Here is a 26130-nt window from a genome sequence, read left to right on the forward strand (position 1 = left end):
GGAGATTAATCATGAGGACAGGTATCGTTGGACTTGGCTTAAGGGCTGGAAATGTTCTTAAAATGATTATGGAAGATATGCCAGAAATGGAACTAGTTGGTTATGTAGATCCTGATCCATGTGGCTTATCAATTATTGAAGAGCATTCCAATTCCTTAACCCAATACCAGTCTCTTGATCAAATGATTAAAGGGCCTAATCTTGATCTTCTGTGGGTAGCTTCTCCAAATCACCTTCATTTAGAACATATTCGTTTAGGGCTTGAAGCAGGCCTGAAGGTCTTTTCAGAAAAGCCAATAGTAACAACTAAAGAAGACAGTTTTGCTCTTGCTAAATTAATTAAAAAATTTGGCGAAAATCAATTAATTGTTGGGCTTGTTTTAAGATACTCAGTTCATATGCGTGAAATGAGAAGAGTTATAGATAATGGCATGCTAGGCAAGATAACTTCACTTGAAGCTAATGAGCACATAGCGCCTTATCATGGCTCATTTTTTATGAGAGATTGGCGACGGCTTGAAAAATATTCAGGTGGCTTTATGCTTGAAAAGTGCTGTCATGACATCGACTTATACAATGGAATTGTTGGAGATAGGCCAAAGAGAGTTGTTAGTTTTGGAGGAAGAGATAATTTTATACCTTCAGAAGAGCCTGAGGGAAGTGAGCATGATGATGTCTATCAAAAAAAGCTGTCCTATTGGGAAAACGTTGACAATCCTTTCACGAGCGATGCTGACATAATAGATCACCAAAATGCATTAATTGAATACCCAAATAATGTAACGTTTACTTTCCATACAAGTATCAATGTTCCTGATGAGCAGAGGCGTTTCTGCGTTATTGGGTCTAGAGGCATGGCTGAAGGAGATTTTGGTAGAGGCGGTCTTAAAGTTACAGATGCTCGTACTGGTGAGTGTCTTGAGGACCATGATTTTAGTGTTCCAGTTTCCTCTGAGACTGGCAACTATCCAGCTCACTATGGTGCAGACAAGTTAATGAGTGAAGACATTGTTAGTTTTTTAAGAGGAGAATCAACCTCTTTGCCAGTAGGCCCAAAAGAAGCAATAGCAGCAGGTCTTGTCGCTATGGCAATTGATGAGAGTATGAAGACTGGTCAGATTGTCGACATGACTAAAACCTGGGTAGAGCTCGATTCATTATATTAAGGAGTAGGTTTTGATTAAAGGTATAAGTTATCTCTCTTTTGAGAATGGTCTTTCAAACAATGAATCTATAGAGTCGGCTTTATCTCAAACTAAAAAAAATGGTTTTGATGCACTTGAACTTTCTGTCTCAAGTGAAGGGGTTATCAATACAAACACCTCAAAAGCTGAATGCGAAATAATTCGAAAAAAAATTGATGACTCTGGAATTTTTGTTGATAGCATTGCTACTGGAATGAGTTGGGGAGTGAGTCCAACAAGTAATGACAGGTCGATAAGAGAAAAATCAATTAAACTTCATCAGGATGCATTAAAAGTTGCAAGCTTCCTTGACTGCAAAGCTCTGCTTTTCGTTCCAGGAGTTGTCAAAAGTCCAATTTCAACGGATATAGTTCGATATGACAAAGCCCTGGATCGACTTAGAGAGGCTATTAATCAAATGTTGCCAATAGCAGAGGATTTAAATGTTGATTTGTGTATGGAAAATGTATGGAATGGTTTTTTCTACTCACCCATTGAGCTCAGAGATTTTGTAGATTCATTTGATTCGGACAGGTTAGGTGTCTATCTAGATATAGGAAATTTAATTGGCTATCAGCAATATCCACCGCACTGGGTAGAGCTTCTCAACTCAAGAATTAAAAGAGTTCAGATTAAAGATTTTCAGGAGAATTTTGACTGGATAGGTAGCTTCAGTTTTTGTGATATTGGTGCGGGCGATGTTCCGTGGAAAGAGACAATAGCGGCTTTAAATGCTATCCAGTACAAGAGCACTATTATTGCTGAAATGCTTCCATGGGACGAGACTATTCTCTCTCGTACCTCAGCAGCAATGGATCAATTATTTAATTTCAAATAGACTTTTTTAACGATATGGCTAACAAACTTAAGGTTGGAATTATTGGGCTTGGTAGTATGGGATCAACTCATTTGGACATTTATTTAAAAATAAAAGAAGTTGAGGTGATTGCTATTGCGGATTCAATTCAGAGTAGGCTTGATGGCTCTTCTAAAGCTGAGGGCAATATAAGCGGTCAAGCTGAAGGGGGTGTTACTGGATTGAGTGCAATAAAATATCTTGATGGTATGGAGCTTATTGAAAATCCTGACATAGATATAGTTGATATTTGCGTTGGAACAGACCTTCATTTTACTTTTGTAGAGGCAGCACTTTCAAAAGGAAAGCATGTTTTGGTCGAAAAACCTTTAGCAAGAACTTATGATGAGGCTAAAAAAATAATTCAATTGGCAGAACAATCTAGCAAATATGTTATGTCAGCAATGTGTCTTAGATATTGGCCTGCTTGGGTTTTTCTCAAGGAAGCAATAGATTCAAATGCTTACGGTAAATGCTTGTCTCTTAACTTTAAGAGGCAAACCAGTTTTCCTGGCGGCGCTTTTTACTCTGACCATAATCAATGCGGCGGAGCGCTTCTAGATCTTCATGTGCATGACACTGATTTTGTTAGTTACTGTTTAGGCTTGCCAGAGGCAGTTTTTAGTCAAGGCTATAAAGGGCCAAGTGGAGGGATTGATCATATTGCTACTCATTATATTTACAATCAATCAGATTTATCACCACTAGTTAGCTCTGAAGGATCATGGACTATGCAAGAGGGTTATGGATTTAATATGTCGTACACTGCTAATTTTGAGAATGGAACTCTCAGTTATCTTTTAGAGCAGGATGAGACCCTTAAACTGTTTAGATCTGGCTCTGAGCCAGAATCAATTAATTTAAAAGAAGGCATGGGCTATGAATTTGAGATACGCACATTTGTCGATGAAATTTTGTCAGGTAATTCTACAAATCTTGATTTATTGAGGCAGGCTTCAGAGACTATTGCTATTATTGAGGCAGAAAAGACGAGTATAGAAACCTGTTCATTGGTTTCGATAAAGATTTAAATCAAATTAATTAGGCTTAATACTTCCTAATAGGTGCCAAGTTTATAATCATCCCAAACTTGCTGAGCAAGTGCCCCAATGTACTCATCATTATTTTCTAGGGCCTGTTTAATCCAAAACCTAGCCTCTAAAAAATTTTTATCTCCACCTTTTCCAAGAAGATACATTCTTCCAAGATTGTATTGAGCAGGCGCATCACCCTGTTCTGCTGCCTTGATGAACCAACTAAACGCCAGGTTATCGTTTTGAGTGGCACCCTGTCCCCGAAGATAGAGATTGCCTAAATTGTATTGTGCATTAACATTACCCTGCTCTGCAGACTTTGTATACCACTTAATTGCTTCCTGGAAGTCCTGAGCTATGCCTCTTCCGTTTGCATGCATCCATCCAAGATTATATTGAGCCCTGGCATTTCCATCTTGTGCGACTTGGGTCCATTCAAGTATAGCTCCTTCATAGTCCCCACTAGCATAAGCTCTCTGTCCATCAATGTAGTCGGCTGAGACGCTTAATGTAAAACAAAAAGAACATAAAAAAGCTAATAAAACATGATTTTTAGACATTATTTTCCTTTAATTTTCTGCATTCTTACTAATCCTTAATATATTAACATAATTGAATTTAATTATGCAGCTTTGAATGGGGACAATTATAACAATTAGAGGAGTTATTCACTATAGAATGTATTTACCAAATTGCTAAGATTGACCCCACATTTGCTAATCATTTTAAAATGCCAAAAATCTATATGTTGCATGCTAAGTTAAAGGTCTTTGTGTTGATATTTGCCTGCCAATTTCTTTTTATCACTCAAGCTTTGTCCAGTGAAATCAGAATTGCAGTGGCTAGTAATTTCTATTCAACGATGCAGGAGATTATTGTCCAGTTTGAATTAGAAAACACTGATACTTCTAAAGCAAATGAAATAGTTCTTATTCCAGGCTCCTCGGGAAAACACTTTGCCCAAATTATCAATGGCGCACCTTTTGATCTGTTTTTTTCAGCTGATAAAATAAGACCAACATTACTCGAGGAGCAAGGAGCTATCAGAGAACAATCAAGATTCACTTATGCATTAGGAAGGCTTGCACTTTGGAGCCCTAGAAGTCCATTCATTGATTCAGAGGGAGAGGCTCTTTTTGATGAAGATTTTAGATTTATAGCTATAGCCAATCCTAAAATTGCACCTTATGGAATAGCATCTAAAGAGGTACTTATGTCCATGAAGTTATGGCAAGATTTGAATAAAAAAATTGTAAGAGGAGAAAATATTGCACAGACATTTCAATTCGTCAGCAGCGGAAATGCAGAGTTGGGATTTGTTTCATATTCTCAAATTTTAGATTCAAATTTTAATTTAGGCGGCTCTTTTTGGCTAGTTCCTCAGTCGTTGTATAATCCAATTGAACAGCAAGCAGTGCTTTTAAGAGATAGCACTTTGGCAAGAGACTTTATTGCGTTTTTAAAATCTGAGAAGGCATTAAATCTAATTAAAAAAAATGGATATGATTTACCCTAATGTTAAGTGAAACAGATATTTCAGCGATTAGTGTTACCATTAAATTGGCTTTACTCAGTACAGCCATATTAATTGCTATTGGAACGCCGCTAGCCTGGTGGTTATCGCAAACAAAGTTTAAATTTAAAGTTGTATTTGAGGCTATTATTGCATTGCCTCTGATACTGCCGCCAACCGTATTAGGCTTTTATTTACTAATGACATTAGGCTCCAATAGTCCATTAGCTGGAGTTTTAGAATATTTTGGAGGGGGTTCAATTGCCTTTACTTTCAGTGGCCTAGTTGTTGGATCTGTAATTTACTCACTTCCTTTCGTAGTTCAGCCACTTCAAAATTCTTTCAGCACAGTTAGAAGTGAATCTTTGGAAGTGGCAGCAACTTTAGGAGCATCAAATATCGATCGATTTTTTACAGTTGCTGTTCCATTAGCACGATCTGGTTTTATAACAGCTGCAGTTCTCGGATTTGCCCATACCGTAGGTGAGTTTGGAGTTGTGCTAATGATTGGAGGAAACATTCCAGGCGAAACAGGCGTTTTATCAATAGCCATTTATGATCATGTTGAGGCAATGGAGTATTCTCAAGCCCATTTATTAGCTGGTGGTTTACTGGTAGCTTCTTTTGTAATGCTAATTTTTGTGTATCTCTTTAATCGTCATTTTTCACTAATGAGGAGCAGGGACTGGTGATTGAATGCCAGTTAAAAATCAAGTTAAAAGGCTTCACATTAGATGCTAAATTCACTACACCTGATAAGGGTATAACCGTTATTTTTGGACCCTCTGGCTCAGGTAAGACAACATTATTAAGAGCTATTGCAGGTCTTGAAAAGAGCGATTCAGGTTTTCTTAAAGTTGGCGATTCAATTTGGCAAACAGATGATAATTTTGTTCCAACACATAAACGTCAGATCGGCTATGTATTTCAGGATGCTGGCTTATTTGATCATCTTGATGTAAGTGGCAACCTTAATTACGTAACAAAAAGAAAAACTGGGCTCAAAAAAGTTTTTATTGATTCAATATACACTTTACTAGATATTGAATCATTACTGAATAGGCGAATAGGTCAGCTTTCAGGTGGTGAAAAGCAGCGGGTTGCAATTGCAAGAGCGTTATTGACTAATCCCAAAATTTTACTCTTGGATGAGCCTCTATCAGCTCTTGACCTTAAGCGTAAAAATGAAATTCTTCCCTACCTCGATAGTCTTCATAATCAATTAGAGATTCCAATTCTTTATGTAACTCACTCACAAGATGAGACCTCAAGACTAGCAGACCACATTATGCTTATTGAAGATGGAAAAATTATTGGGAATGGACCAATTAATGAGATGTTGACTAGTTTTGAAATGCCCTTGTCTCACAGTGGTGATGCAATATCAATTTTTGAGGTCAGAGTGATTAGTCGTGATACTGATTTTAATTTGATGCATCTTGAATTTAATGGTGGACAATTTATTGTTCCGGATAATGCGTTGCCAATAGACAGTCTTGTCAGAATAAGAGTTGCAGCACGTGATGTTAGTATTACAAAAAAGAAGCGGTCTGATACAAGTATTCTAAATATTTTTCCAGCAGTTGTTGAAGAGATAGTTCCTGAAGGGAATGCTCAAGTCATCGTTCGACTGACATTGAACGGAGTTGTATTGCTTGCATGCTTGACTAGAAAGTCTTCAGCTTCTCTTAAACTAGACAAAGGATCCAGCGTATTTGTTCAGGTTAAAAGCGTTGCGATTCTTAACTAGTCTGAAGATTGGTTCTGAGTCTTTGGATAGGCCTTTCATCAATAAAGACATGAATAAGCGCAGTAATAGCTGCAATTATTGCAGCCCACCACCAGACCTGATTATATGAACCAGTTGTGTCAAAAAGGTAGCCCCCAAGCCAAACACCTGTAAATGAGCCAATTTGATGATTTAGGAACACGATTCCGTAGAGAGTTCCCATAAATCTCAAACCAAACATCTGGGCGACCAATCCTGAAGTTGGCGGAACTGTAGCAAGCCATAGAAGGCCAGTAGCAAAAGAGAATGCATAGATTGTAAGTGTAGAAATTGGAATAACAAGAAACAAGACAATCACAACAGACCTTGCTGCATAGATATAAGTCAAAATCCATTTCTTTGAATAGATTCCAGATAGATGACCAGAGACGAGTGAGCCAATAATATTACAAAGACCAATAATCGATAAGCTAATTGCTGCAACAGAGCTATCAAACCCCTTATCCGCAAGGTAAGACGGCATATGAACTGTAATAAAGGCTAGCTGAAACCCGCACACAAAAAATCCAGCAATGAGAAGCCAATAATGAATGTGTCCAGAAGCCTCACTCAGAGCTTCTTTTAGGTTTTGTTGAGGTTCATTATCAACAGTAATATTAGTTTTCACATCACCCTTGAATACGGGCGAAAAAAGAATCATAACTAGTGCTCCGATCGCCATCAAGATCAGTGCAACTTGCCACCCATAGGCAACTAGAAACTCTCTTGCAACAGGAATAAAAATGAACTGACCAGCTGAGCCTGCAGCTGTTCCTACTCCAAGTGCAAGAGCTCTTTTTTCAGGAGCAACCATCCTTGCCATTGCTGGCAGAACAACGCCTAGGCCTGTTCCAGAGATACCCATTCCAATAAGAATTCCTGCTCCTAAGTGGAGGCCAATAAAGCTGTCAGCGGTTGCTGTAATATAAAGGCCTAGAGAGTAGAAAATCGAGCCCACTATAATAACTCTAGAGGTACCAAACTTATCTGCTATTGCACCTGCTATGGGTTGAGACAAGCCCCACAATAGATTTTGAAGTGCTAGAGAGAATGCAAAAACCTCGCGTCCATATCCGAATGTTTCTGACACAGGCTTTAAGAAAAGACCAAGTGAAGATCTAAAGCCAAAGTTAATAGCCAAAAGAACACTCGCCAATAAAATTGCTAAACTAATTATTTTTTTATGATGAGCCATTTGTTTAACAAGAATAGTTTCCGACAGTATAACCAATATAATTTGACGAACCTACTTATTAATATTAAGATGAGAGTTAGTTCTTTTCATTAATCCAAGAGAGGTTTCTATGCGAGTATTGGTTTTTCAGCATGTTGATTGTGAGCACCCTGGATCACTGAGACAATTTTTAGCCGAGGACGGCATTGATTGGGATCCTGTTTATTTGCATCGCGGTGATAAAATTCCACATTTTGATGATTATGATGCACTTTGGGTAATGGGTGGTCCAATGGATGTATGGGATATTGAGGAAAATCCTTGGCTTGTTGATGAAAAAGCTGCAATTCGGCACTGGGTTAAAGATTTAAGAAAGCCTTATCTTGGTCTTTGTTTGGGGCATCAGTTGCTTGCTGATGCATTGGGCGGAACCTGTGGACCCCAAAAAATTCCAGAAATTGGCGTGCTTGAGATTGAGTTAACTGAAGAAGGAAAAAAAGATCCGCTATTTAAAGGAACAGCAGAGAAACAGCAATGCCTCCAATGGCACTCTGTCAGGGTTGCTCAGGCGCCTGAGGGAGCAATTATTTTGGCGAATTCAGATGTATGTTCAATACAAGCAATGCGAATTGGAAAGAATGCTTGGTCTATGCAGTATCACGTAGAAATAGAGTCGGATACTGTTGACAATTGGGGAGCCATTCCAGAATATGCAGAAGCGCTGAGAAATACATTGGGTCAGGGCGCCTTATCAGAACTCAAGCAAAAAACTGATCAAAATATTAGTCAATGTTTAAGTTGCGCTAAGCAAATTTATGACAACTTTATGGGACAAATAGTTTAGTTTATTTCAACTTTTTTTGTCGTTTTTTTCATTTGATTTTGGACATGTCAATATTCACAAATAACATTGATTTAAAAGGCTTTAACAGTCAATTTTTTTTCCTCAAAAGAAAAAAGATTAAAATGTAAATTTAATGATTGACACCGAATTTAATTCAAGGTATCTTTCCGTTTTTTTAAAGTTAAATTTATTCCTAACATTTCGAGGGTTGGCTAATGAGTGAAGAAGACGATTTTGACCTAAATGATCTTGATGATAAGGAGCTCGTTGAGCAAATTCAAGATGACCTCTATGATGGTCTTGATGCTGAAGTAACTGAGGGAACTGAAATTCTACTTTCAAGAGGATGGGATGCTAACGACGTTCTAGGTGAAGCCTTAGTTGGTGGTATGAAGATTGTAGGAATAGATTTCAGGGATGGTATTCTTTTTGTTCCAGAAGTCTTAAAGTGTGCTGGTGCGATGAAGGGCGGTATGAGTATATTAAGACCTATACTTGCCGAATCAGCTGAAGATACATCATTAGGAAAGTTTGTTATTGGTACTGTTAAAGGCGACATTCATGACATCGGTAAAAACCTTGTGGGGATGATGTGTGAGGGAGCAGGGTTTGAGGTCATTGACCTCGGCATTAACAATCCTGTTGAAAACTATTTAGAGGCAGTTGATACTCATGAGCCGGTTATCCTTGGAATGTCTGCATTACTCACCACAACAATGCCTTACATGGGAGTTGTTGTTGAGGAAATGGAAAAAAGAGGAATGCGAAAAGACGTACACATAATGTGTGGCGGCGCTCCTTTGAATCAAGAATTTGCTGATTCAATTGGTGTGCCTGCTTATGGTCGTGATGCTGCAAGAAGTGCTGAAATGGCCGAAGAACATGTCCGCGGCCTTGGTAAAAACCGTGCTCACAGATAAGGCAGTTGTTGATGAAAATAATAAAAGATTAGTATTAGGTTGTGGTGCGCTTGTTTACGATCTTTTAAGATTGTTAAAGCAAAACCCTTCGTTTTCAGATAGAGTCAACATTCAATGCTTACCTGCTAGTTGGCACAACTCCCCCCAATTAATTGCACCAGGTGTGGAGAAGTATTTGTCTGAGAATGCTCATCTTTATAAGGAAGTATATATAGCCTATGCTGATTGTGGAACTGGTGGGGCGCTTGATAAGGTGCTCAATAAGTATAAGGCGAAACGAATAGAGGGAGCTCATTGCTATGAATTTTTTGCAGGTACAGATGCTTTTGAAAAACTTTCAGAAGAGGAAATAGGAACTTTTTATCTGACCGACTATTTGGTTAAAAATTTCAACAGGATAATGATTAAAGGTCTTGGACTTGATAAGCATCCTGAACTTTTTGATGCCTACTTTAAGCATTATAAAAAACTTGTTTATTTGGCTCAAACAGAAAATGATGATTGGAAAAAAGATGCAGAGAAATACGCTAAGGATTTTGGTTTTGATTATGAATATAGGCTAGTAGGAACAGGGAGTCTTGATTCTGTTTTTGAAGAAATAGACATTGGGTTGTTAAGTTAAGAGTTATTTAGGATGAAAGAATTATGTCAATTTTAAGTGCATTCACCTCAAAAGAGGAAAATATAAAGGTGAGCGAATCTCTTAAAGATTTTTTGGGTGATTTTTCAATAGAGGTTATGCCCCGTACTGCCTCAAAAATTGAGAGTTTCACTGAAATATTGCCCCAGAGCACTAGAATCTATATAGCCCATATTGAGGGTGTGCCTATTGAGGAGATGGTTGAAACTGCTAAAAGACTTGCTAGTGAGGGGTTTAATGTGATGCCTCATTTTCCAGCTCGCATCATTAAAGATAAGAGTATGCTCGATGACTGGATAAATAGATATCAGGGTGAGGCAGGAATTGAACAAGCGCTGCTTCTAGCTGGAGGAGTCAGTAAGCCTCATGGGGATTATGAAAACTCAATGCAGCTTGTTGAAACAGAATTATTTGAAAAATATAATTTTAAACACTTGCATTTTGCTGGACATCCAGAGGGTAATAAAGATATTGACTCCGATGGCTCAAATAAAAATGTTGATGCGGCCTTAAGTTGGAAGCAGAAATTTAAAGAACGGACTGATATTGCTTTGGCTTTAACTACACAATTCTGTTTTGAGGCTGAACCTGTTATTGAGTGGGCGAATTCATTGACCTCGAAAGGAATAGATATACCAATTCATATTGGGGTTGCTGGACCTGCTAAATTGCAGACATTGATTAAGTTTTCCATTGCTTGCGGGGTAGGACCATCACTTAGGGTTTTGCAAAAAAGAGCAAAAGATGTTAAGAAGTTACTACTACCTTTTGAGCCAAATGAGTTTTTAGAAGCTCTAGCTGAGCACAAAAAAGCAAATCCTGGCTTCAATATTACCAATATTCATTTTTTCCCATTGGGAGGGATTAATGTTAATGCTTCATGGATAAAGAGCGCAACAAATAACTAACTTAGGAGTAAATAAATTGGCAACAACGACACTATCATCAACCTCCAAAGAGGTAACAATCGGCTTTGGCCATCCATTTGTAATGATTGGAGAAAGGATTAATCCTACTGGAAGAAAAATTCTAGCTGCAGAAATGAAGGAAGGGGATTACTCAAGGGTAGTTGCTGATGCAATAGCACAAGTTGAAGCTGGTGCTCAAATGCTCGATGTCAATGCAGGTATTCCTTTGGCTGATGAACCTGCGATTCTTGCTGAGTCTATTAGGCGCGTGCAGGCAGTTGTAGACGTTCCCATATCAATTGACTCATCAATTATTGAGGCGCTTGAGTCTGGATTGGCAGCTTATCAAGGTAGAGCTCTTGTCAACTCTACTACCGGTGAAACTGAGGTTCTTGAACGTGTTCTCCCTTTAGTGAAGAAATATGATGCTGCGGTTGTTGCTATTTCAAATGATGAGACTGGTATCAGTGAGGATCCAAATGAAAGATTCAAGGTTGCTAAAAAGATTGTTGAGCATGCAGCTGATTATGGCATTAAACCTCAAGATGTAGTAGTTGATCCTCTGGTCATGCCAATCGGTGCAATCTCTCAAGCTGGTAATCAAGTTTTTGAATTAGTAAGAAAGCTCAGAAGTGAGTTAAAGGTAAATACTACCTGTGGCGCATCCAATGTAAGTTTTGGATTGCCACAAAGGAATGGAATAAATAATGCTTTCTTGCCGATGCTAATTGCTGCAGGAATGACCTCTGCAATTGTTAATCCTTTGCATCCAGAGCTTGTGCAAGCAATTAGAGCAGGTGATGTTTTAACTGGAGTGGATGAGGGTTGTACGACTTGGATATCGGCCTATAAAGAACCTGCAAAAGAGGGTGATAATCCCAGAGGTGAAAGGAGAAGAAGGAGACGCGCATAATTTATGCCGAGTGTTGAGTATAAAGGTTCTTGTGTTTGTGGAAAGACGTCATATATAGCGTATGATTTAAATGACATTTCATACTGCCATTGCGAACAGTGTAGAAAAATGACTGGACACTTTATGGCTGCCTCTCAAGTAAGTAGAGATAACATTAAGATCAAGGGTAAGATAAAGTGGTTTTATACTCACAAAGGTTCAAGACATGGCTTTTGTGATAATTGTGGAGCCAATATGTTTTGGCAGAATGATGACAAGTCTACTATAAGCGTAACAGCAGGCAGTCTCGAGGATTCAAAGGGTTTGAAAACTTGGCACCATATATTTGTTGAAGAAAAAGGGTGTTATTACAATATCAATTCTAATAGCCCTCAATTCAAAGGATATGGTGAAAGTAATATTGATTGATAATAGAGATGGAAGATAATTTTCAAGTATGTTTTACCCCTTCAGGTCGTCAATTTAAAGGCGAATTTGGAGACACTTTGCTTCAGGTTGCCCAGGATGCTGGAGTTGCAATACGCTCATTATGTGGGGGCTATGGCCAGTGCCATCAATGTTGGATTGAAGTTTCTGAGGGCGAACATTCAAAATTTGGCGTTAAGTGTGAACCTGATAATGTCAGTGCTGTCACTAGGCTTGAAAAACAATTAATAATTGATAATCCAACCTATAAGGGTAAGAGATTGGCTTGCCAATCTTGTATTCAGGGCGACCTTGTGATTGATGTTCCCGAGGAAAGTCAAGAGCATAAAGCCTATATCAGTAAAAAAAATGAAAAGCAGAATTATACAGTTGCAAGTGCAATTAGTCTTTTTGATTGCACTCTGGACGAGTCAACCCTTGATGAGAATCCATCTGCATCTGAAAACTTAGTTGCTCAACTAGACAAACAAGGTGTTAAAGCAAAGATTGACTTTAATCTTTTAAGAGGCTTGCAGCCTCTAATTCATGAAACCAAAGGAAATCTAACAGTTGCAGTTCGAGATAATAAACAAATTGTCGCTGCATACCCTCAAGGAAAACTTCAAATATTCGGCGCGGCAATTGATATAGGGTCTACCACTCTAGCATTGTATGTCTATGATTTAAAAGATGGAGAATTAGTTTTTGAATCCTCAGCAATGAACCCACAAATTCGTTTTGGTGAAGATCTAATGAGTAGGGTTTCATACGTGATGATGAATAAAGGTGGGGATGAAAAATTAACAATTGCTGTTAGAACAAAAATCACTGAAATGCTTCATGATGCATGCGAAAACCTTGAGGTGGAATGGGATAAATTACTAGAAGTTGTTCTAGTTGGAAATCCAATTATGCACCATATATTTTTTGGAATCTCTCCAGTTGAATTGGGACAGGCTCCTTTCACTCTCTCTATTCGAAGCTGGCTAGATGTTGATGCCAAGGATTTAAGTTTTGAACTTTATCCAAAAACGAGATTATCATTTTTTCCTCTAATAGCTGGACATGTCGGTGCAGATACTGCAGCTGCCTATCTTAGCCAAATTGATATCATGCATTCCGAAACAACTTTACTTGTTGATATTGGTACAAATGCTGAAATTATGCTTTCCAAAAATGGCAAAGTATATGCAACCTCCTCACCCACAGGCCCTGCTTTTGAAGGTGCTGAAATTAGTTCTGGTGTTAGAGCAACCTATGGTGCAATTGAGAGAGTGAGAATAGACAAAGAGACTTTAAAGGTTCGCTTTAAAGTGATTGGCTGTGATGCGTGGTCAGATGAGCCAGATTTTGAATTAGTTCAAATGAAGGCGGTTGGAATTTGTGGAAGTGGAATTATTGAGGCCATTGTTGCATTTGCCGAAGCTGGGATAATAGATCAAAGTGGGCTTTTTGTTGAGTCAATTGCACCTGAGCTTTTTTCAAAAAAAGGAAATACCACTCGTTTTTTATTAGTTGATCAGGGTGATAAATCAATTTATATTGAGCAAGTAGATATTCGATCTATTCAGTTGGCTAAGGCTGCACTATCTGCAGGGGTATCAATACTGATGGACTATCTCGAATGTGATCACTTTGATAGAATACTGCTAGCAGGTGCTTTTGGAGCGCATTTAGATGCTAGATATGTTGCTTTGCTGGATATTATTCCAACTTCAACTGCTGAAAAAATCGTTTCAGTAGGAAATGCTGCAGGTATCGGAGCAAGTGCAGCGCTATTGGATGTTAATAAGCGTAACGCAATTATTGAAGCTGTTGACAAGGTAGTGAAGATTGAAACCGCTACTGAACCAAGGTTTCAGGAGTTTTTTGTTGAAGCAATGAAGTTCAGTGTATCACCAGTAGAGCAACAACAAACCAAAAAAGTTAGACGCCGAAAACGAGTGTCATAATTATAGTATGGAGAATTTAAATGGCTAGAGAAAGAAGAAGACGTAGAGGTGGATCTGAAGAAAAATCAGATTCAAATAGCATTCCTAAAGCGCCTGCATATATTAAACGAAAAATACCACACTACAGTATTCTAAGTGATGATGATCTTAGTATTATTGAAGAAAATGCAGATACCATTCTAGAAGAGATTGGCATTGTTTTTTCTGAAGATCAAGAGGCACTTGATATCCTTGAAAAAGCTGGCGCAAGTGTTGATGGTATGAGAGTTAGATTTCCAAGAGGAATGTGCCGAAAACTAATTCAAGATAATGCGCCAAAGCAGTTTACTCAATATGCACGAAATCCTGAAAGAAATGTTGAGATTGGGGGTAACAATATGGTTTTAGTGCCTGCTTATGGCCCCCCATTTGTTCATGATCTCGATGAGGGTCGACGCTACGCAACAATTGAGGATTTTAGGAATTTTATTAAACTTGCTTACTTGTCAGATAATCTTCATCATTCAGGTGGAACCATTTGTGAGCCAGTTGACTTACCAGTTAATAAGCGCCACTTCGATATGGTGTACAGTCACATTAAATATTCTGATAAGCCTTTCATGGGCTCTGTTACTGCTGCAGAAAGAGCGCAGGATTCAGTTGATATGGTGAAAATAGTATTCGGAGATGAGTTTGTTGATAAAAACTGTGTATTGATTAATTTAATTAATGCTAGTTCCCCAATGTCGTTTGATGCAACAATGTTGGGCGCACTTAAAGTCTATGCACGAAATAATCAAGCAACAATAATAACACCATTTATTGTTGCAGGAGCTATGGCTCCTACAACTGCAGTAGGTGTTGCAGCGCAAAGCCTGGCAGAAGGACTAGCAGGAATGGCATTTGCTCAGCTCATTAGACCAGGAGCGCCAGTCATTTATGGGAATTTTGTAACTGCAATGTCTATGAAATCTGGGGCGCCAACTTTTGGCACTCCTGAGGCCGCACATATGATGAATATTTCTGGAGCATTAGCGAGGCGATTGGGTGTTCCATTTCGAAGTGGGGGTGGCTTTAATGGAGCAAAGATGCCAGATGCTCAGGCAGGCTATGAAGCAGCTAACACTATGCAAGCAACCCTGAATGCAAGTGTGAATTTTAATCTTCATACTGCTGGATGGCTTGAAGGTGGATTATGCATGAGTTATGAAAAATTTATTATGGATGCTGATCAAGCTGGGATGATGCGAGTTTCTGCTGAGGGAATTGATATGACTGAAAATGGTCAGGCAATGGAGGCAATTAGAGAAATTGGAAGTTTTTCAGATGATGTGCCTAAGCATTATTTAGGATGTGAACACACCAAGAGAAATTTTAAGACAGCTTTTTATATGTCAGATGTTCTTGACGATAATAGTTTTGAACAGTGGGTTCAAGACGGTTCAAGAGATACAGCCTTGATTGCAAATGGGATTTATAAGAAAATGCTTTCAGACTATGAGTTGCCTCCACTAGATCCAGAAATTGATAAGGCATTACTTGCATATATGAAGAGTAGAAAAGATAGTTTTGAGGATTCTAATGTTTAAAAGGGACGAATCTCAGATTTATTAGAATTCAAGCTATTATGAATTTAATTATTAATAGCATAAAAAATTTGTAAGATAATATCTAGACTAAAAATCTTACGTCAAAAAAGCAATTTCTTGCCACCAAAATGATTAGTGGTCATGGATTTGTTTCTTTATTTTATGCTTTACATCGCAATTGGGAGAAGAAATGAGCGAGTACAAAACAGATATTGACATTGCTAGAGAAGTTTCTGGTGAACATATAAATGATATTGGAGCAAAGCTCAACATTAATAAGGAGGACCTAGTTCCCTTTGGGCATGACAAAGCTAAGATTTCATGGAGTGCAATTGATGGCGTCCAAAGTAATAAAGATGGAAAGCTTATTCTTGTTACTGCTGTCACTCCTACTCCAGCCGGAGAAGGAAAGACAACAACTTCTGTAGGACTGACTGATGGTCTTAATAAGATTGGTAAACAAACTACGGTTTGTCTTCGCGAACCAAGTTTAGGCCCATGTTTTGGAATGAAGGGTGGTGCAGCTGGTGGAGGGTATGCTCAGGTGATTCCAATGGAGGATATTAATCTTCATTTTACGGGCGACTTCCATGCCATTACATCAGCTCATAGTCTGCTCTCAGCGATGATTGATAATCATATATATTGGGGAAATTCAACAAATATTGACAGTAGAAAAGTTGCGTTTCGAAGAGTTGTTGATATGAATGATCGATCTCTGAGAACTATTACTTCCTCGTTGGGAGGTTCAACAAATGGATATCCAAGAGAGGATGGCTTTGATATTACTGTTGCATCTGAGGTTATGGCTATCTTTTGTTTATCGCAAAACTTGGAAGAGCTTGAGGAGAGACTTGGAAACATTATCATTGCTTATACTAGAGAGATGACACCGGTACGAGCAAAACAAATCAATGCTCATAAGGCAATGACAGTGCTTTTAAAGGATGCTTTCAGGCCTAACCTAGTTCAAACTTTAGAGGGTAACCCTGCTTTAATTCATGGAGGCCCTTTTGCAAATATTGCACATGGCTGTAATTCAGTTATCGCAACTAAAACAGCTCTCAAGTTATCCGATTATGTTGTAACTGAAGCTGGATTTGGAGCAGACTTGGGCGCGGAAAAATTCTTTGATATTAAATGTCGTAAGGCTGAACTTGCTCCAGATGCTGTGGTCTTAGTTGCAACTGTTAGGGCATTAAAACATCAGGGTGGGGTATCTAAAGAAGATTTAAACTCGGAAAATGTCGAGGCGCTCAAGGCTGGATGTTCAAATCTGGGTAGACATATTCGTAATCTAAGCCAGTTTGGTGTTCCCATGGTGGTTGGTATAAATAAATTTGTATCTGACACAGAAAATGAATTCCAAGCCATCAGAGATTATTGCGAGCAGTTTAATGTTGAGGTCAGTGTTACAAGTCACTGGGAGCATGGCGGAGATGGTGCAATAGATTTAGCTGAAAAGGTGGCAAAGTTGGCAGATTCAGGCGCATCTCAATTTAAAACTTTGTATGATGATGAACTTCCACTACTAGAGAAAGTTGAAACAATAGCCAAGACACTTTATCAAGCTGATGAAGTTATGGCTGACAAGGTGGTTAGAGATAAGCTCAATTGGTTCCAGGAGAATGGGTTTGGAAATCTTCCAGTATGTATTGCCAAAACACAATATAGTTTTTCTACAGATCCACAGCTTCTTGGAGCACCAACTGGACATTCACTCTCGATTAGAGAAGTAAGATTATCTGCCGGTGCTGAGTTTGTTGTTGTGGTTTGCGGTGCGATTATGACAATGCCAGGCTTACCAAGAGTTCCAGCTGCAGATAAGATTCATCTAGATGAAAATGGATTAGTTCAAGGGCTATTTTAAGACATGAGAACAATTGGGTCAGTTGATTATGAGATCCATAGGGTAGATGGTTCAAATCGAGAGAGTTCTAGCGATTGTATTGCAATTGAAGAGCCGCTTGAGATTATTGTAAGATATTTTAAAGATGGTGAGTGGATTATTGAGCCACTGATGGTGACGATGAGGACGCCTGGAGATGACAAAAGTTTAGTTAGTGGACTTTTATTTTCTGAAGGAATTATTCTGGATAAAACTGCAATTGATTCAATAGAGGTTAACGGACAAAATAAAGGTAAATATGATGTTGATAATTCTTTAATTGTTACTCTTACAAAGGGTAATCAATTAGATTTAAAAAACCTACAGCGACACTTTATGGTTAATTCAAGTTGTGGTGTATGCGGCAAAGGAACACTGAACGCGATTGAAATTGCTTACGAGCCAAAAATTAATCAAGAGGGTCCAATGGTGAATATTGATTTAATTAGTCAGTTGCCTGATATTTTGAAAAGTAAGCAGCAGCAATTTGCAAATACTGGCGGAGTTCATGCTAGCGCTTTAATAACAAAAGAGGGCGAAGTATTACATTTGGCAGAAGATGTTGGCAGGCATAATGCTCTTGATAAGCTTATTGGACACGTCCGTTGCAATGATATGTTGAAACCAATAGAGCAATTTGTCATGTGTTCAGGACGCCTTGGTTTTGATATCATTCAAAAAGCTGTCATGTCTAGTATCGGAATGATAGTTGGAATAGGAGCACCAACCTCTTTGGCTCTTGATTTAGCAACAAAATTTGATATCACATTAATTGGTTTCATTAAGAAAAACAAATATAATATATACACTGGTAATTGGCGTATCAGTGAAACTTTCGGAGATTAAATGTCTAGAAACATTAGTTTGCTTTCAGGGAAGAAAGACGATAAAAATAGTTTATTTGGCAAAATATCTGTAAGCCCAAATGAAACCAGTGATGCTCAGCTTGCGGGTGAATACAATCTGGGCGTTTCAACTATTCATAGTACAAAAAGTTTTTATGACTTCTTAAGCGAAGATTTTAAAAATAAGAAAGCCTATGTATGCACTGGCAGTGCCTGTATGTGCAGAGGAACTCAGGAGGATGTCACTCAAAAATTAAAGAGCAAGTTCGGTCAAGATGCTGTTGGTGAGATGATTTGCTTGGGTAGATGTTATGAAAATAGTGCATTTTATTACAATGGTGAAAACTACTCCGGCGATGATATTAATCAATTGGATGAAATTATAGACGGTAAACACAAGAGTACTTCTTATACAATGAGGTCCTTTTCTGACACCTCATTTTTAGTTGAGAATGAAGCTTTTTCAACTTTCAAAGACTTTAAAGATTTGCTTGAGACATGTTTTCAAACTGACAAAAATGATTTGATTAATACCCTTAAGGATTCGGGGCTGCGAGGAAGAGGCGGAGCTGGTTTTCCTACTGGGATGAAATGGGAGTTTTGTAGTGACCAAGATGCACCGGCAAAGTATGTAGTTTGTAATGCTGATGAGGGTGATCCCGGCGCCTATTCTGATCGATATTTGCTTGAAGAGCAAGCACTCAAGGTTCTCTTTGGTATGGTTATTTGTGGCTACATCATTGGTTCAAAGCAAGGCTTCATGTATATTCGTGGGGAGTATCCTGAGTCGATTGATATTACAAATGAAACCCTATCCAAGTTAAGAGACTTGAATCTTTTAGGTAATAACATCTTAGGAAGTGGTTTTGATTTTGATATGAATGTTGTTGAGGGTCAAGGTGCATACATCTGCGGAGAGGAGACAGCTCTAATTGCTTCAATAGAAGGCCGACGGGCTGAGGTTGATGTAAGACCACCATTTCCTGTAGTGGAGGGCCTGTATAAAAAACCAACCGTGGTCAATAATGTAGAGAGTTTGGCGGCTGTTGCTTTAATTTTTAAGTATGGAAGTGATTCTTATAAGAACATAGGGAATGGACGATCCTTAGGGACTAAACTTATTTCACTTGATGGTCATTTTAATAATCCAGGCCTCTATGAAGTCGACCTAGGAACACCATTAAGCAGGATCATTGATGAGATTGGTGGGGGTTTTAACGAAGACATCAAGGCTATTCAGATTGGTGGCCCACTTGGAGGGATTGTTCCAGTTGATATTCTGAGATCATTAACTCTAGACTTTGAGGTCTTCGCTGATGCAGGTTTTTTACTAGGACATGCAAGCTTTGTTTGTATTCCTAGATCATTCTCTGCAGTAGAGTATGCAAAACATTTATTTGCATTTACAGCGCATGAATCATGTGGAAAATGTTTCCCTTGTCGCTTAGGTTCTACTCGTGGTAAGGAAATGCTTGGTTCTGCTATAGACGACAATCAAAAATTTTCAGAAGAATTGATTTATGATCTATTAGAAACAATGGAGGTAGGTTCTTTGTGCGCTCTTGGCGGCGGTCTACCCCTTGCAATTAGAAATTTACTCGAGCACTGTGGTGACGAGTTTAAACCTTTGATGGAGAAATAGTATGTCAGAAAACCCGCAAGGAGTATTTATTGATGATGTTGAGTTTCCTTTTGATGACTCATCTTCAATCTTAGCTTTTACGGATAAGGCGCTTGGAGATAAGATAATACCAACCCTTTGTAATGATGATAATCTAAATCCTTATGGAGCATGCAGGGTATGCTCTGTAGAGGTTCAACAATCAGAAGATGGACCAAGAAGGACAGTGGCTTCATGTCATACCCCAGTCACTCCAGGTATGCGTATCTTTACTAATTCGGAGAGCGTTAAAAAACTTCGCAAAAATATTGTTGAGCTTGTTTTGAGTGATCATCCACCAGACTGTTTAACTTGTGAGGTCAATGGAAATTGTGAACTTCAAGATGTAGCTGCAAGTGTCGGTGTTCGTCAAATCAGATATGCAAAAGGAGCGAATCATTGTGATCGTGAAAAGGATTTGTCTCACTCTTATATGAGAATGGACCTCTCAAAATGTATAAATTGTTCAAGGTGCGTTCGTGCGTGTGATGAGGTGCAAGGGCAATTTACACTCACAATGACTGGAAGAGGATTTGAGTCCAGAATTACTACAGATAATGATATGTTATTTGGTGATTCTTCATGTGTATCTTGTGGGGCATGCGCACAAACATGTCCAACATCAGCAATCTCTGATGTCTTTCAATCTAAATCGATTGAGGCTGACAAAACAGTTAGAACAACGTGCTCATATTGTGGAGTTGGATGTAACTTGGAGGTCGCTGTAAAAAGTGACGAGGTTCTTTCCATCCGCGCTCCTCAAGATGCAGTTAATGCTGGGCATACCTGTCTTAAAGGGCGTTATGCTTTTAAATTCTATAATCATGAGGATAGACTTACATCACCACTAATCAGAAAAAATGGTGAATTAACTCCGTGTTCATGGGACGAGGCATTAGATTTTATCAAAGATAAATTTGAGTCAATAAAAACACATCATGGATCAGATGCTATTGCTGGAATTTCGTCTGCTCGATGTACAAATGAAGAAAACTACATGTTTCAGAAGATGATACGTCAACTTGTTGGAACTAATAATATTGATTGCTGTGCCCGAGTTTGCCATTCTCCAACTGCTTGGGGAATGCAACAAAGCTTTGGGACTGGAGCAGGTACCAATTCTACTGCAGATATTCCGCTGGCTGATCTTCTTTTGGTTATTGGTGCAAATCCAACTTCAGCACACCCTGTAACTGGAGCAAAGATTAAGCAGCAAGCAATGTCAGGAGCTACTCTCGTAGTTATTGATCCTGTAAGGACTGAGTTAGCCCGAATGGCAGACCATCATTTGCAGCTGAAGCCAGGTACCAACGTAGCAGTTTTGAATATGATTCAATATTATATTGTTGAGGCCGGGTTAGTTGATCATCAGTTTATTCAAGATCGCTGTGAAGGTGGAGAAGAGTTTCTAGATCAAATTATGAAACTAGACGTTGATGCAATGGCAGAGATTAGTGGTCTTGATAAAGAAGACGTTAAGGCTGTCGCACTTGCATACGCTAAGGCTAATAATGCAATGGAATTTCATGGCTTGGGCGTGACTGAGCACTCTCAGGGTACAAAGACAGTGATGCTGATTTCAAATCTAGCAATGATGACTGGAAACCTCGGTAGACCAGGAGTAGGAGTTAACCCACTTCGTGGTCAGAACAACGTTCAAGGGGCAGCTGATATGGGATGTCAGCCCCATCATGGCCCAGGCTATTTGTGGATGGACCAGAAAGAAGTTCAAGATTTCTATGAGGATAAGCTTGGACTTCCAACGCCAACAACTCCAGGCAGAAAGATTCCTGAAATGTTTGATGGCGCTATAGATGGCTCACTGAAAGCATTATGGATTTTTGCTGAGGATGTTGTTCAAACTGATCCAAATACTCATCACGTTGTTAAGGCAATGCAAAGTCTTGACTTGTTAGTTGTTCAGGAAATTTTTATGAGTGAGACTGCAAAGATGGCTGATGTGGTTCTACCTGGAACAACCTTTCTTGAGAAGAGTGGAACATTCACCAATACCGAGAGAAGGATACAGCAGGTGAATGCAGCGGTTAAACCTTTGCCAGGAACCAAAACAGATGGACAAATCATAGTTGAAATGATGCGTAAGCTTGGTTTCGATCAGCCAGACTTTGATGCGGCAGAAGTTCTTAAAGAAGTATCAAGTGTTGTTTCATTTTTTGAAGGCGTAACCTGGGAAGGTCTTGGTGCTAGTCCGATGGGACTCCAGTGGCCAGTTAACAAAAAAGGTGAGGATACTCAAATTCTCCATATTGGTGAATTTAAGAGAGGTAAAGGTAAGTTCCATTACCATGACTGGAAAGAGAGTGAAGAGCTGACTAAGCATAAGAATGAGTACCCATTTATTCTGACTACGAGTCGCGAGCTTCAGCATTACAACTGTGCAACAATGACAAGGCGAACTTCAAATGTTCAAATCTTGACTAAGGATGTTATTATGCTCAATCCGAAAGATGCGAAGGCAAAAGACCTTTCATCTGGTGATCGCGCTACTCTCAAGTCGGATAGAGGTGAGATAACATTAGATGTTGAGGTTACGGATCGAGTGAAGAAGGGAGTTGTAAGAACAACCTTTCACTTTCCTGAAGTATTAATCAACGAGGTTACCAGTGGAGTAACTGATGAAGAGACTAAATGTCCTGAGTATAAGATTGTAGCTGTAGACGTATTAAAAGCTTCTTAAAAGTTATAGCCGGCCCAATAGTTCTTAGGGTTGGCTCATTTATTGACTAGTAGCGTCTTTCTAGTTTGCTTTTCTGAAGGATGCGCCCTGCAATTTCTTCAATTGAAATATGACTTGTATCAATAAATGAAATATCATTTTGGACAAACATATCTTCTGCTCTTCGAACTTCTTTTCTGCACTGTTCTATAGAGGCATAGCCACTATTGGACCTTCTGACATCTCTTATGTTCTGAAGTCTAACAGGGTTGATAGTTAAACCATAGAGCTTGTCTTTGAATGGTTTTAAAGGGCTTGGAATCTTGATGGAATTTAAATCCTCATCGATTAGAGGATAATTTGCAGCATAGATTCCATACTGAAGCGCTAAAAAAAGGCAAGTAGGTGTTTTTCCTGATCGAGATACCCCTGTAAGAATAATATCCGCACTGTCATAATATTTTGTTGTCAGACCATCGTCATTATTTAACGCAAAATTTATGCTATCAATTCTTCCAGAGTATGTATTTTTATTTCCTACACCATGAGAAAGACCCATTTCATGTGAAGACTTAGTTTCAAGCGTAGTCTCGAGTTGAGAAATAAAAGTATCAAAAAAATCAAACATAATTCCACTACTATCTTCAAGTAGATGGCGATATTCGCTTGAAACCTGGGTGCTAAAAATGAGAGCTGGCTGTGCATCAGCTTCTGAAGCCTCATTAATTAGGGATACTGCCGATTGTGCTTTTTTCTCTGTATCTATAAATGCAAGATTAACCCTCTTAAATTCTATTTCAGGAAACTGTGTCAGAAGACTATTACCGAGGGCCTCTGCAGTAATACCAGTCCTATCAGAAATAAAAAAAACTGTTCTCATATCAGTCAGATTGCACTTTAAAGCTGGCCAAGTTTATTCCAGGTTTCAACAACAGTATCTGGATTTAGTGAAATACTTGAAATTTGTTTCTCCAAAAGCCACTGAGCAAAATCCATATGGTCGGATGGGCCCTGGCCACAAATTCCAATATATTTCCCTTTACGATGACAAGCCTCTATAGCCATAGTGATCATACTTTTAACAGCACTGTTCCTCTCATCAAAGCCATCTGCAATGAGTCCAGAGTCTCTATCCATGCCAAGCGTAAGCTGAGTTAAATCGTTTGAGCCAATTGAAAAACCATCAAAGTATTCTAAAAATTCTTCAGCAATCACAGCATTTGAAGGCAGTTCACACATCATTATAATTCTCAGGTCGTCTTTACCTCGTTCAAGTCCATTATCTTTTAACAGCTCAATAACTTTTGCTGCTTCAGTTGTGGTTCTTACAAATGGAATCATGATTTCAACATTCTTCAAGCCCATTTTATTTCTAACATTTTTTATAGCCTGACACTCAAGTTCAAAGCAATCTCTAAAATCAGAAGAAATATAGCGCGACGCACCTCTAAATCCAATCATAGGGTTTTCTTCATGAGGTTCATAAAGTTCACCAGCAAACAAATTAGAATACTCATTAGATTTGAAGTCTGACATTCGAATAATGACAGGAGATTCAGAAAAACTTGCTGCAATAGTAGAAATTCCTTCAGTTAGTTTTTGAATATAAAAGTCAACTGGAGACTGATAGCAAGATGTCCTTTTGATGATTTCATCTTTAAGATCGTTAGGAAGGCTATCAAACTGAAGTAAAGCTTTAGGATGTATACCGATAGTATTATTGATGATAAACTCTAGGCGAGCAAGACCAACACCTGTATTTGGAATGGTCGCAAAATCAAAGGCACGAGAAGGGTTTCCAACATTCATCATAATCTTGACTGGAATTTCAGGCAAATCCTCTACCTCTGAAAAAGTATGTTCAAAATTTAATTTTCCTTGATAAACTTTTCCAGTATCACCCTCAGCACAAGAAGCAGTGACTTCATGATTATTTTCTAGCAGCTCAGTAGCATTCCCTGTCCCCACTATTGCAGGAACTCCAAGTTCTCTTGCGATTATTGCTGCATGACAAGTTCTACCACCTCTATTTGTTATAATCGCAGACGCCAGTTTCATTACAGGCTCCCAGTCAGGGTCAGTCATATCAGTGACAAGAATATCACCTTTGTTGACAGAGCCCATTTCGGATAAATCATTAATGATCTTCGTTTTGCCACTACCAATTTTTTGCCCAATGGCCCTACCTTCAACAATAATCTTTGAAGTTTCAAGGAGTTTATAGCGTTCAATATTTTGTGAGCTTTGTCTACTTTTTACTGTTTCAGGCCTTGCCTGTACAATGTAGATTTTTCCATCTAGGCCGTCAAGAGCCCATTCAATATCCATTGCTCTGCCATAATGAGATTCAATTTTCATTGCGAAGTGCGCAAGTTCTTCAATTTGAGAGTCACTCAGGCTAAACTTCATTCGATCCTTAGAGTCAACCTCTGTTGTAGTGACTGGCGACTTCGCATTGTCATCAGCATAAATCATTTTTATTGATTTTGAGCCAAGATTTCTGGATAAGATTGCTGGCTTTCCAGATGCTAAAGTTGATTTATGAACATAAAACTCATCTGGATTGACTGACCCTTGGACAACAGTTTCACCGAGTCCATAAGCAGATGTTATAAACACAACATCATCAAACCCCGATTCAGTGTCTAAAGTAAACATGACGCCACTTGAACCAATATCACTGCGAACCATTTGTTGAATTCCAGCTGATAATGAAACCATATCGTGCTCAAAGCCTTGATGCACTCTATAAGAGATAGCACGATCGTTATAAAGTGATGCAAATACCTTGCGAACAGCAGTTAAGATATTCTCTATTCCGCTAACATTTAAGTAGGTTTCTTGCTGACCAGCAAATGAAGCTTCGGGTAAGTCTTCAGCAGTTGCAGAGGATCTCACTGCAAATGTAACTTCAGGTCCGAGCTGCTGAGTAAGCTCATCATAGCTTTTGACAATTGACTGATGAAGTTCGTCAGGAAATGGGGCTTCTTCAACCCATTGTCTTATCAATAATCCAGTTTTTGTAAGTGCTGAAATGTCAGTAATATCTAGATCAGAGAGAAGCTTATTAATCTTATTTTTTAGATCTGAGTGCTCTAAAAAAGATTCAAACGCTTCAGCTGTTGTTGCAAAACCACCTGGGACTCGAACCCCTTGAGATTCTAGGCCGCTTATCATTTCTCCAAGCGAAGCATTTTTTCCGCCAACTTTATCTACATCGGACATTCCGACATCTTTTAGCCAGATTACATTCTCAATCATGAGGCCCCTTTATTTGAAGTGCTAATATAGAAATACGATGGGATGACAGCTATTTTTGACACAAAATGTAATAATAGAGTTTTTCACCAAAAGTATAATTTTAATACATAAAAAAGCAGC

At 38.7% G+C, this 26130-nt stretch carries 22 protein-coding genes; 18 read left to right on the top strand and 4 right to left on the bottom strand.

Features of this window, described 5'->3' with window-relative positions; translation table 11 throughout:
• Nucleotides 1-11: 11 nt before the first annotated feature.
• From ACMAZA_RS00725 to ACMAZA_RS00735, 3 genes are read left to right on the top strand one after another with little or no spacing between them, the layout of a single operon-like run.
• Complete coding sequence (locus ACMAZA_RS00725) at nucleotides 12-1166, top strand: Gfo/Idh/MocA family protein (RefSeq protein ID WP_435189149.1); 1155 nt, start codon at nucleotides 12-14, stop codon at nucleotides 1164-1166.
• Between the two features lie 10 nt (nucleotides 1167-1176).
• Nucleotides 1177-2022: a sugar phosphate isomerase/epimerase family protein gene (locus tag ACMAZA_RS00730; RefSeq protein ID WP_435189151.1), complete on the top strand. Its 846-nt coding sequence runs from the start codon at nucleotides 1177-1179 to the stop codon at nucleotides 2020-2022.
• A gap of 14 nt (nucleotides 2023-2036) precedes the next feature.
• On the top strand, nucleotides 2037-3071 hold the full coding sequence (locus tag ACMAZA_RS00735) for a Gfo/Idh/MocA family protein (protein ID WP_435189153.1): 1035 nt from the start codon (nucleotides 2037-2039) through the stop codon (nucleotides 3069-3071).
• 26 nt (nucleotides 3072-3097) lie between these two features.
• Here the strand turns inward: ACMAZA_RS00735 and ACMAZA_RS00740 are convergent, their stop codons facing one another.
• Nucleotides 3098-3634: a tetratricopeptide repeat protein gene (locus tag ACMAZA_RS00740; RefSeq protein WP_435189154.1), complete on the bottom strand. Its 537-nt coding sequence runs from the start codon at nucleotides 3632-3634 to the stop codon at nucleotides 3098-3100.
• A 185-nt stretch (nucleotides 3635-3819) separates the two neighbouring features.
• On the opposite strand from ACMAZA_RS00740, the gene modA reads away from it, so the two are divergent.
• From modA to modC, 3 genes are read left to right on the top strand one after another with little or no spacing between them, the layout of a single operon-like run.
• A complete protein-coding gene (gene modA / locus ACMAZA_RS00745; protein ID WP_435190514.1) occupies nucleotides 3820-4590 on the top strand; it encodes a molybdate ABC transporter substrate-binding protein in 771 nt (256 codons plus the stop codon).
• Nucleotides 4590-5279, top strand: a complete 690-nt coding sequence (gene modB, locus ACMAZA_RS00750; protein ID WP_435189156.1) for a molybdate ABC transporter permease subunit — start codon at nucleotides 4590-4592, stop codon at nucleotides 5277-5279. The genes modA and modB overlap by 1 nt, the downstream gene beginning before the upstream one ends.
• Entirely contained in the window at nucleotides 5276-6337 is a 1062-nt protein-coding gene (gene modC / locus ACMAZA_RS00755; RefSeq protein WP_435189158.1) for a molybdenum ABC transporter ATP-binding protein, read from the top strand. Before modB ends, modC begins: the two co-directional genes overlap by 4 nt.
• On the opposite strand, the gene ACMAZA_RS00760 is transcribed toward modC, so the two are convergent.
• On the bottom strand, nucleotides 6330-7550 hold the full coding sequence (locus ACMAZA_RS00760; protein ID WP_435189160.1) for an MFS transporter: 1221 nt from the start codon (nucleotides 7548-7550) through the stop codon (nucleotides 6330-6332). The two genes, modC and ACMAZA_RS00760, sit on opposite strands and share 8 nt — an antisense overlap.
• A gap of 109 nt (nucleotides 7551-7659) precedes the next feature.
• Here ACMAZA_RS00760 and ACMAZA_RS00765 point away from each other — a divergent pair, with 109 nt between their 5' ends.
• The 12 genes from ACMAZA_RS00765 (at nucleotide 7660) to fdhF (ending at nucleotide 22770) form a co-directional block, all read left to right on the top strand.
• Nucleotides 7660-8373, top strand: a complete 714-nt coding sequence (locus ACMAZA_RS00765) for a type 1 glutamine amidotransferase (RefSeq protein ID WP_435189162.1) — start codon at nucleotides 7660-7662, stop codon at nucleotides 8371-8373.
• A 215-nt stretch (nucleotides 8374-8588) separates the two neighbouring features.
• Nucleotides 8589-9293 carry a corrinoid protein gene (locus tag ACMAZA_RS00770; RefSeq protein WP_435189164.1) on the top strand — a complete coding sequence of 235 codons (705 nt, stop codon included), beginning with the start codon at nucleotides 8589-8591 and terminating at the stop codon, nucleotides 9291-9293.
• Nucleotides 9280-9915: a DUF1638 domain-containing protein gene (locus ACMAZA_RS00775; RefSeq protein ID WP_435189165.1), complete on the top strand. Its 636-nt coding sequence runs from the start codon at nucleotides 9280-9282 to the stop codon at nucleotides 9913-9915. Before ACMAZA_RS00770 ends, ACMAZA_RS00775 begins: the two co-directional genes overlap by 14 nt.
• A 23-nt stretch (nucleotides 9916-9938) precedes the next feature.
• The gene (locus ACMAZA_RS00780; RefSeq protein WP_435189166.1) at nucleotides 9939-10841 is read left to right on the top strand and encodes a methylenetetrahydrofolate reductase; all 903 of its coding nucleotides are present in this window, start codon (nucleotides 9939-9941) and stop codon (nucleotides 10839-10841) included.
• Between the two features lie 16 nt (nucleotides 10842-10857).
• Nucleotides 10858-11754 carry a dihydropteroate synthase gene (locus ACMAZA_RS00785; RefSeq protein WP_435189168.1) on the top strand — a complete coding sequence of 299 codons (897 nt, stop codon included), beginning with the start codon at nucleotides 10858-10860 and terminating at the stop codon, nucleotides 11752-11754.
• A gap of 3 nt (nucleotides 11755-11757) precedes the next feature.
• Nucleotides 11758-12162, top strand: a complete 405-nt coding sequence (locus tag ACMAZA_RS00790; protein WP_435189170.1) for a GFA family protein — start codon at nucleotides 11758-11760, stop codon at nucleotides 12160-12162.
• Between the two features lie 8 nt (nucleotides 12163-12170).
• The gene (locus tag ACMAZA_RS00795; RefSeq protein WP_435189172.1) at nucleotides 12171-14111 is read left to right on the top strand and encodes an ASKHA domain-containing protein; all 1941 of its coding nucleotides are present in this window, start codon (nucleotides 12171-12173) and stop codon (nucleotides 14109-14111) included.
• Between the two features lie 20 nt (nucleotides 14112-14131).
• Entirely contained in the window at nucleotides 14132-15679 is a 1548-nt protein-coding gene (locus tag ACMAZA_RS00800) for a trimethylamine methyltransferase family protein (RefSeq protein ID WP_435189173.1), read from the top strand.
• A gap of 190 nt (nucleotides 15680-15869) precedes the next feature.
• Nucleotides 15870-17549: a formate--tetrahydrofolate ligase gene (locus ACMAZA_RS00805; protein ID WP_435189175.1), complete on the top strand. Its 1680-nt coding sequence runs from the start codon at nucleotides 15870-15872 to the stop codon at nucleotides 17547-17549.
• Nucleotides 17550-17552: 3 nt separating this feature from the next.
• Entirely contained in the window at nucleotides 17553-18413 is an 861-nt protein-coding gene (gene fdhD / locus ACMAZA_RS00810) for a formate dehydrogenase accessory sulfurtransferase FdhD (RefSeq protein ID WP_435189177.1), read from the top strand.
• A complete protein-coding gene (locus ACMAZA_RS00815) occupies nucleotides 18414-20054 on the top strand; it encodes an NADH-ubiquinone oxidoreductase-F iron-sulfur binding region domain-containing protein (protein WP_435189179.1) in 1641 nt (546 codons plus the stop codon).
• A gap of 1 nt (nucleotide 20055) precedes the next feature.
• Nucleotides 20056-22770, top strand: coding sequence for a formate dehydrogenase subunit alpha (fdhF, locus tag ACMAZA_RS00820; RefSeq protein WP_435189181.1), 2715 nt, complete (start codon nucleotides 20056-20058; stop codon nucleotides 22768-22770).
• Nucleotides 22771-22816: 46 nt separating this feature from the next.
• On the opposite strand, the gene ppsR is transcribed toward fdhF, so the two are convergent.
• Complete coding sequence (gene ppsR / locus ACMAZA_RS00825) at nucleotides 22817-23629, bottom strand: posphoenolpyruvate synthetase regulatory kinase/phosphorylase PpsR (RefSeq protein WP_435189183.1); 813 nt, start codon at nucleotides 23627-23629, stop codon at nucleotides 22817-22819.
• A 17-nt stretch (nucleotides 23630-23646) separates the two neighbouring features.
• Nucleotides 23647-26010, bottom strand: a complete 2364-nt coding sequence (gene ppsA / locus ACMAZA_RS00830; RefSeq protein WP_435189185.1) for a phosphoenolpyruvate synthase — start codon at nucleotides 26008-26010, stop codon at nucleotides 23647-23649.
• Between the last annotated feature and the right edge of the window lie 120 nt (nucleotides 26011-26130).

The organism is Pseudothioglobus sp. nBUS_23, from assembly GCF_051201565.1.
GTDB lineage: Bacteria > Pseudomonadota > Gammaproteobacteria > PS1 > Pseudothioglobaceae > Pseudothioglobus.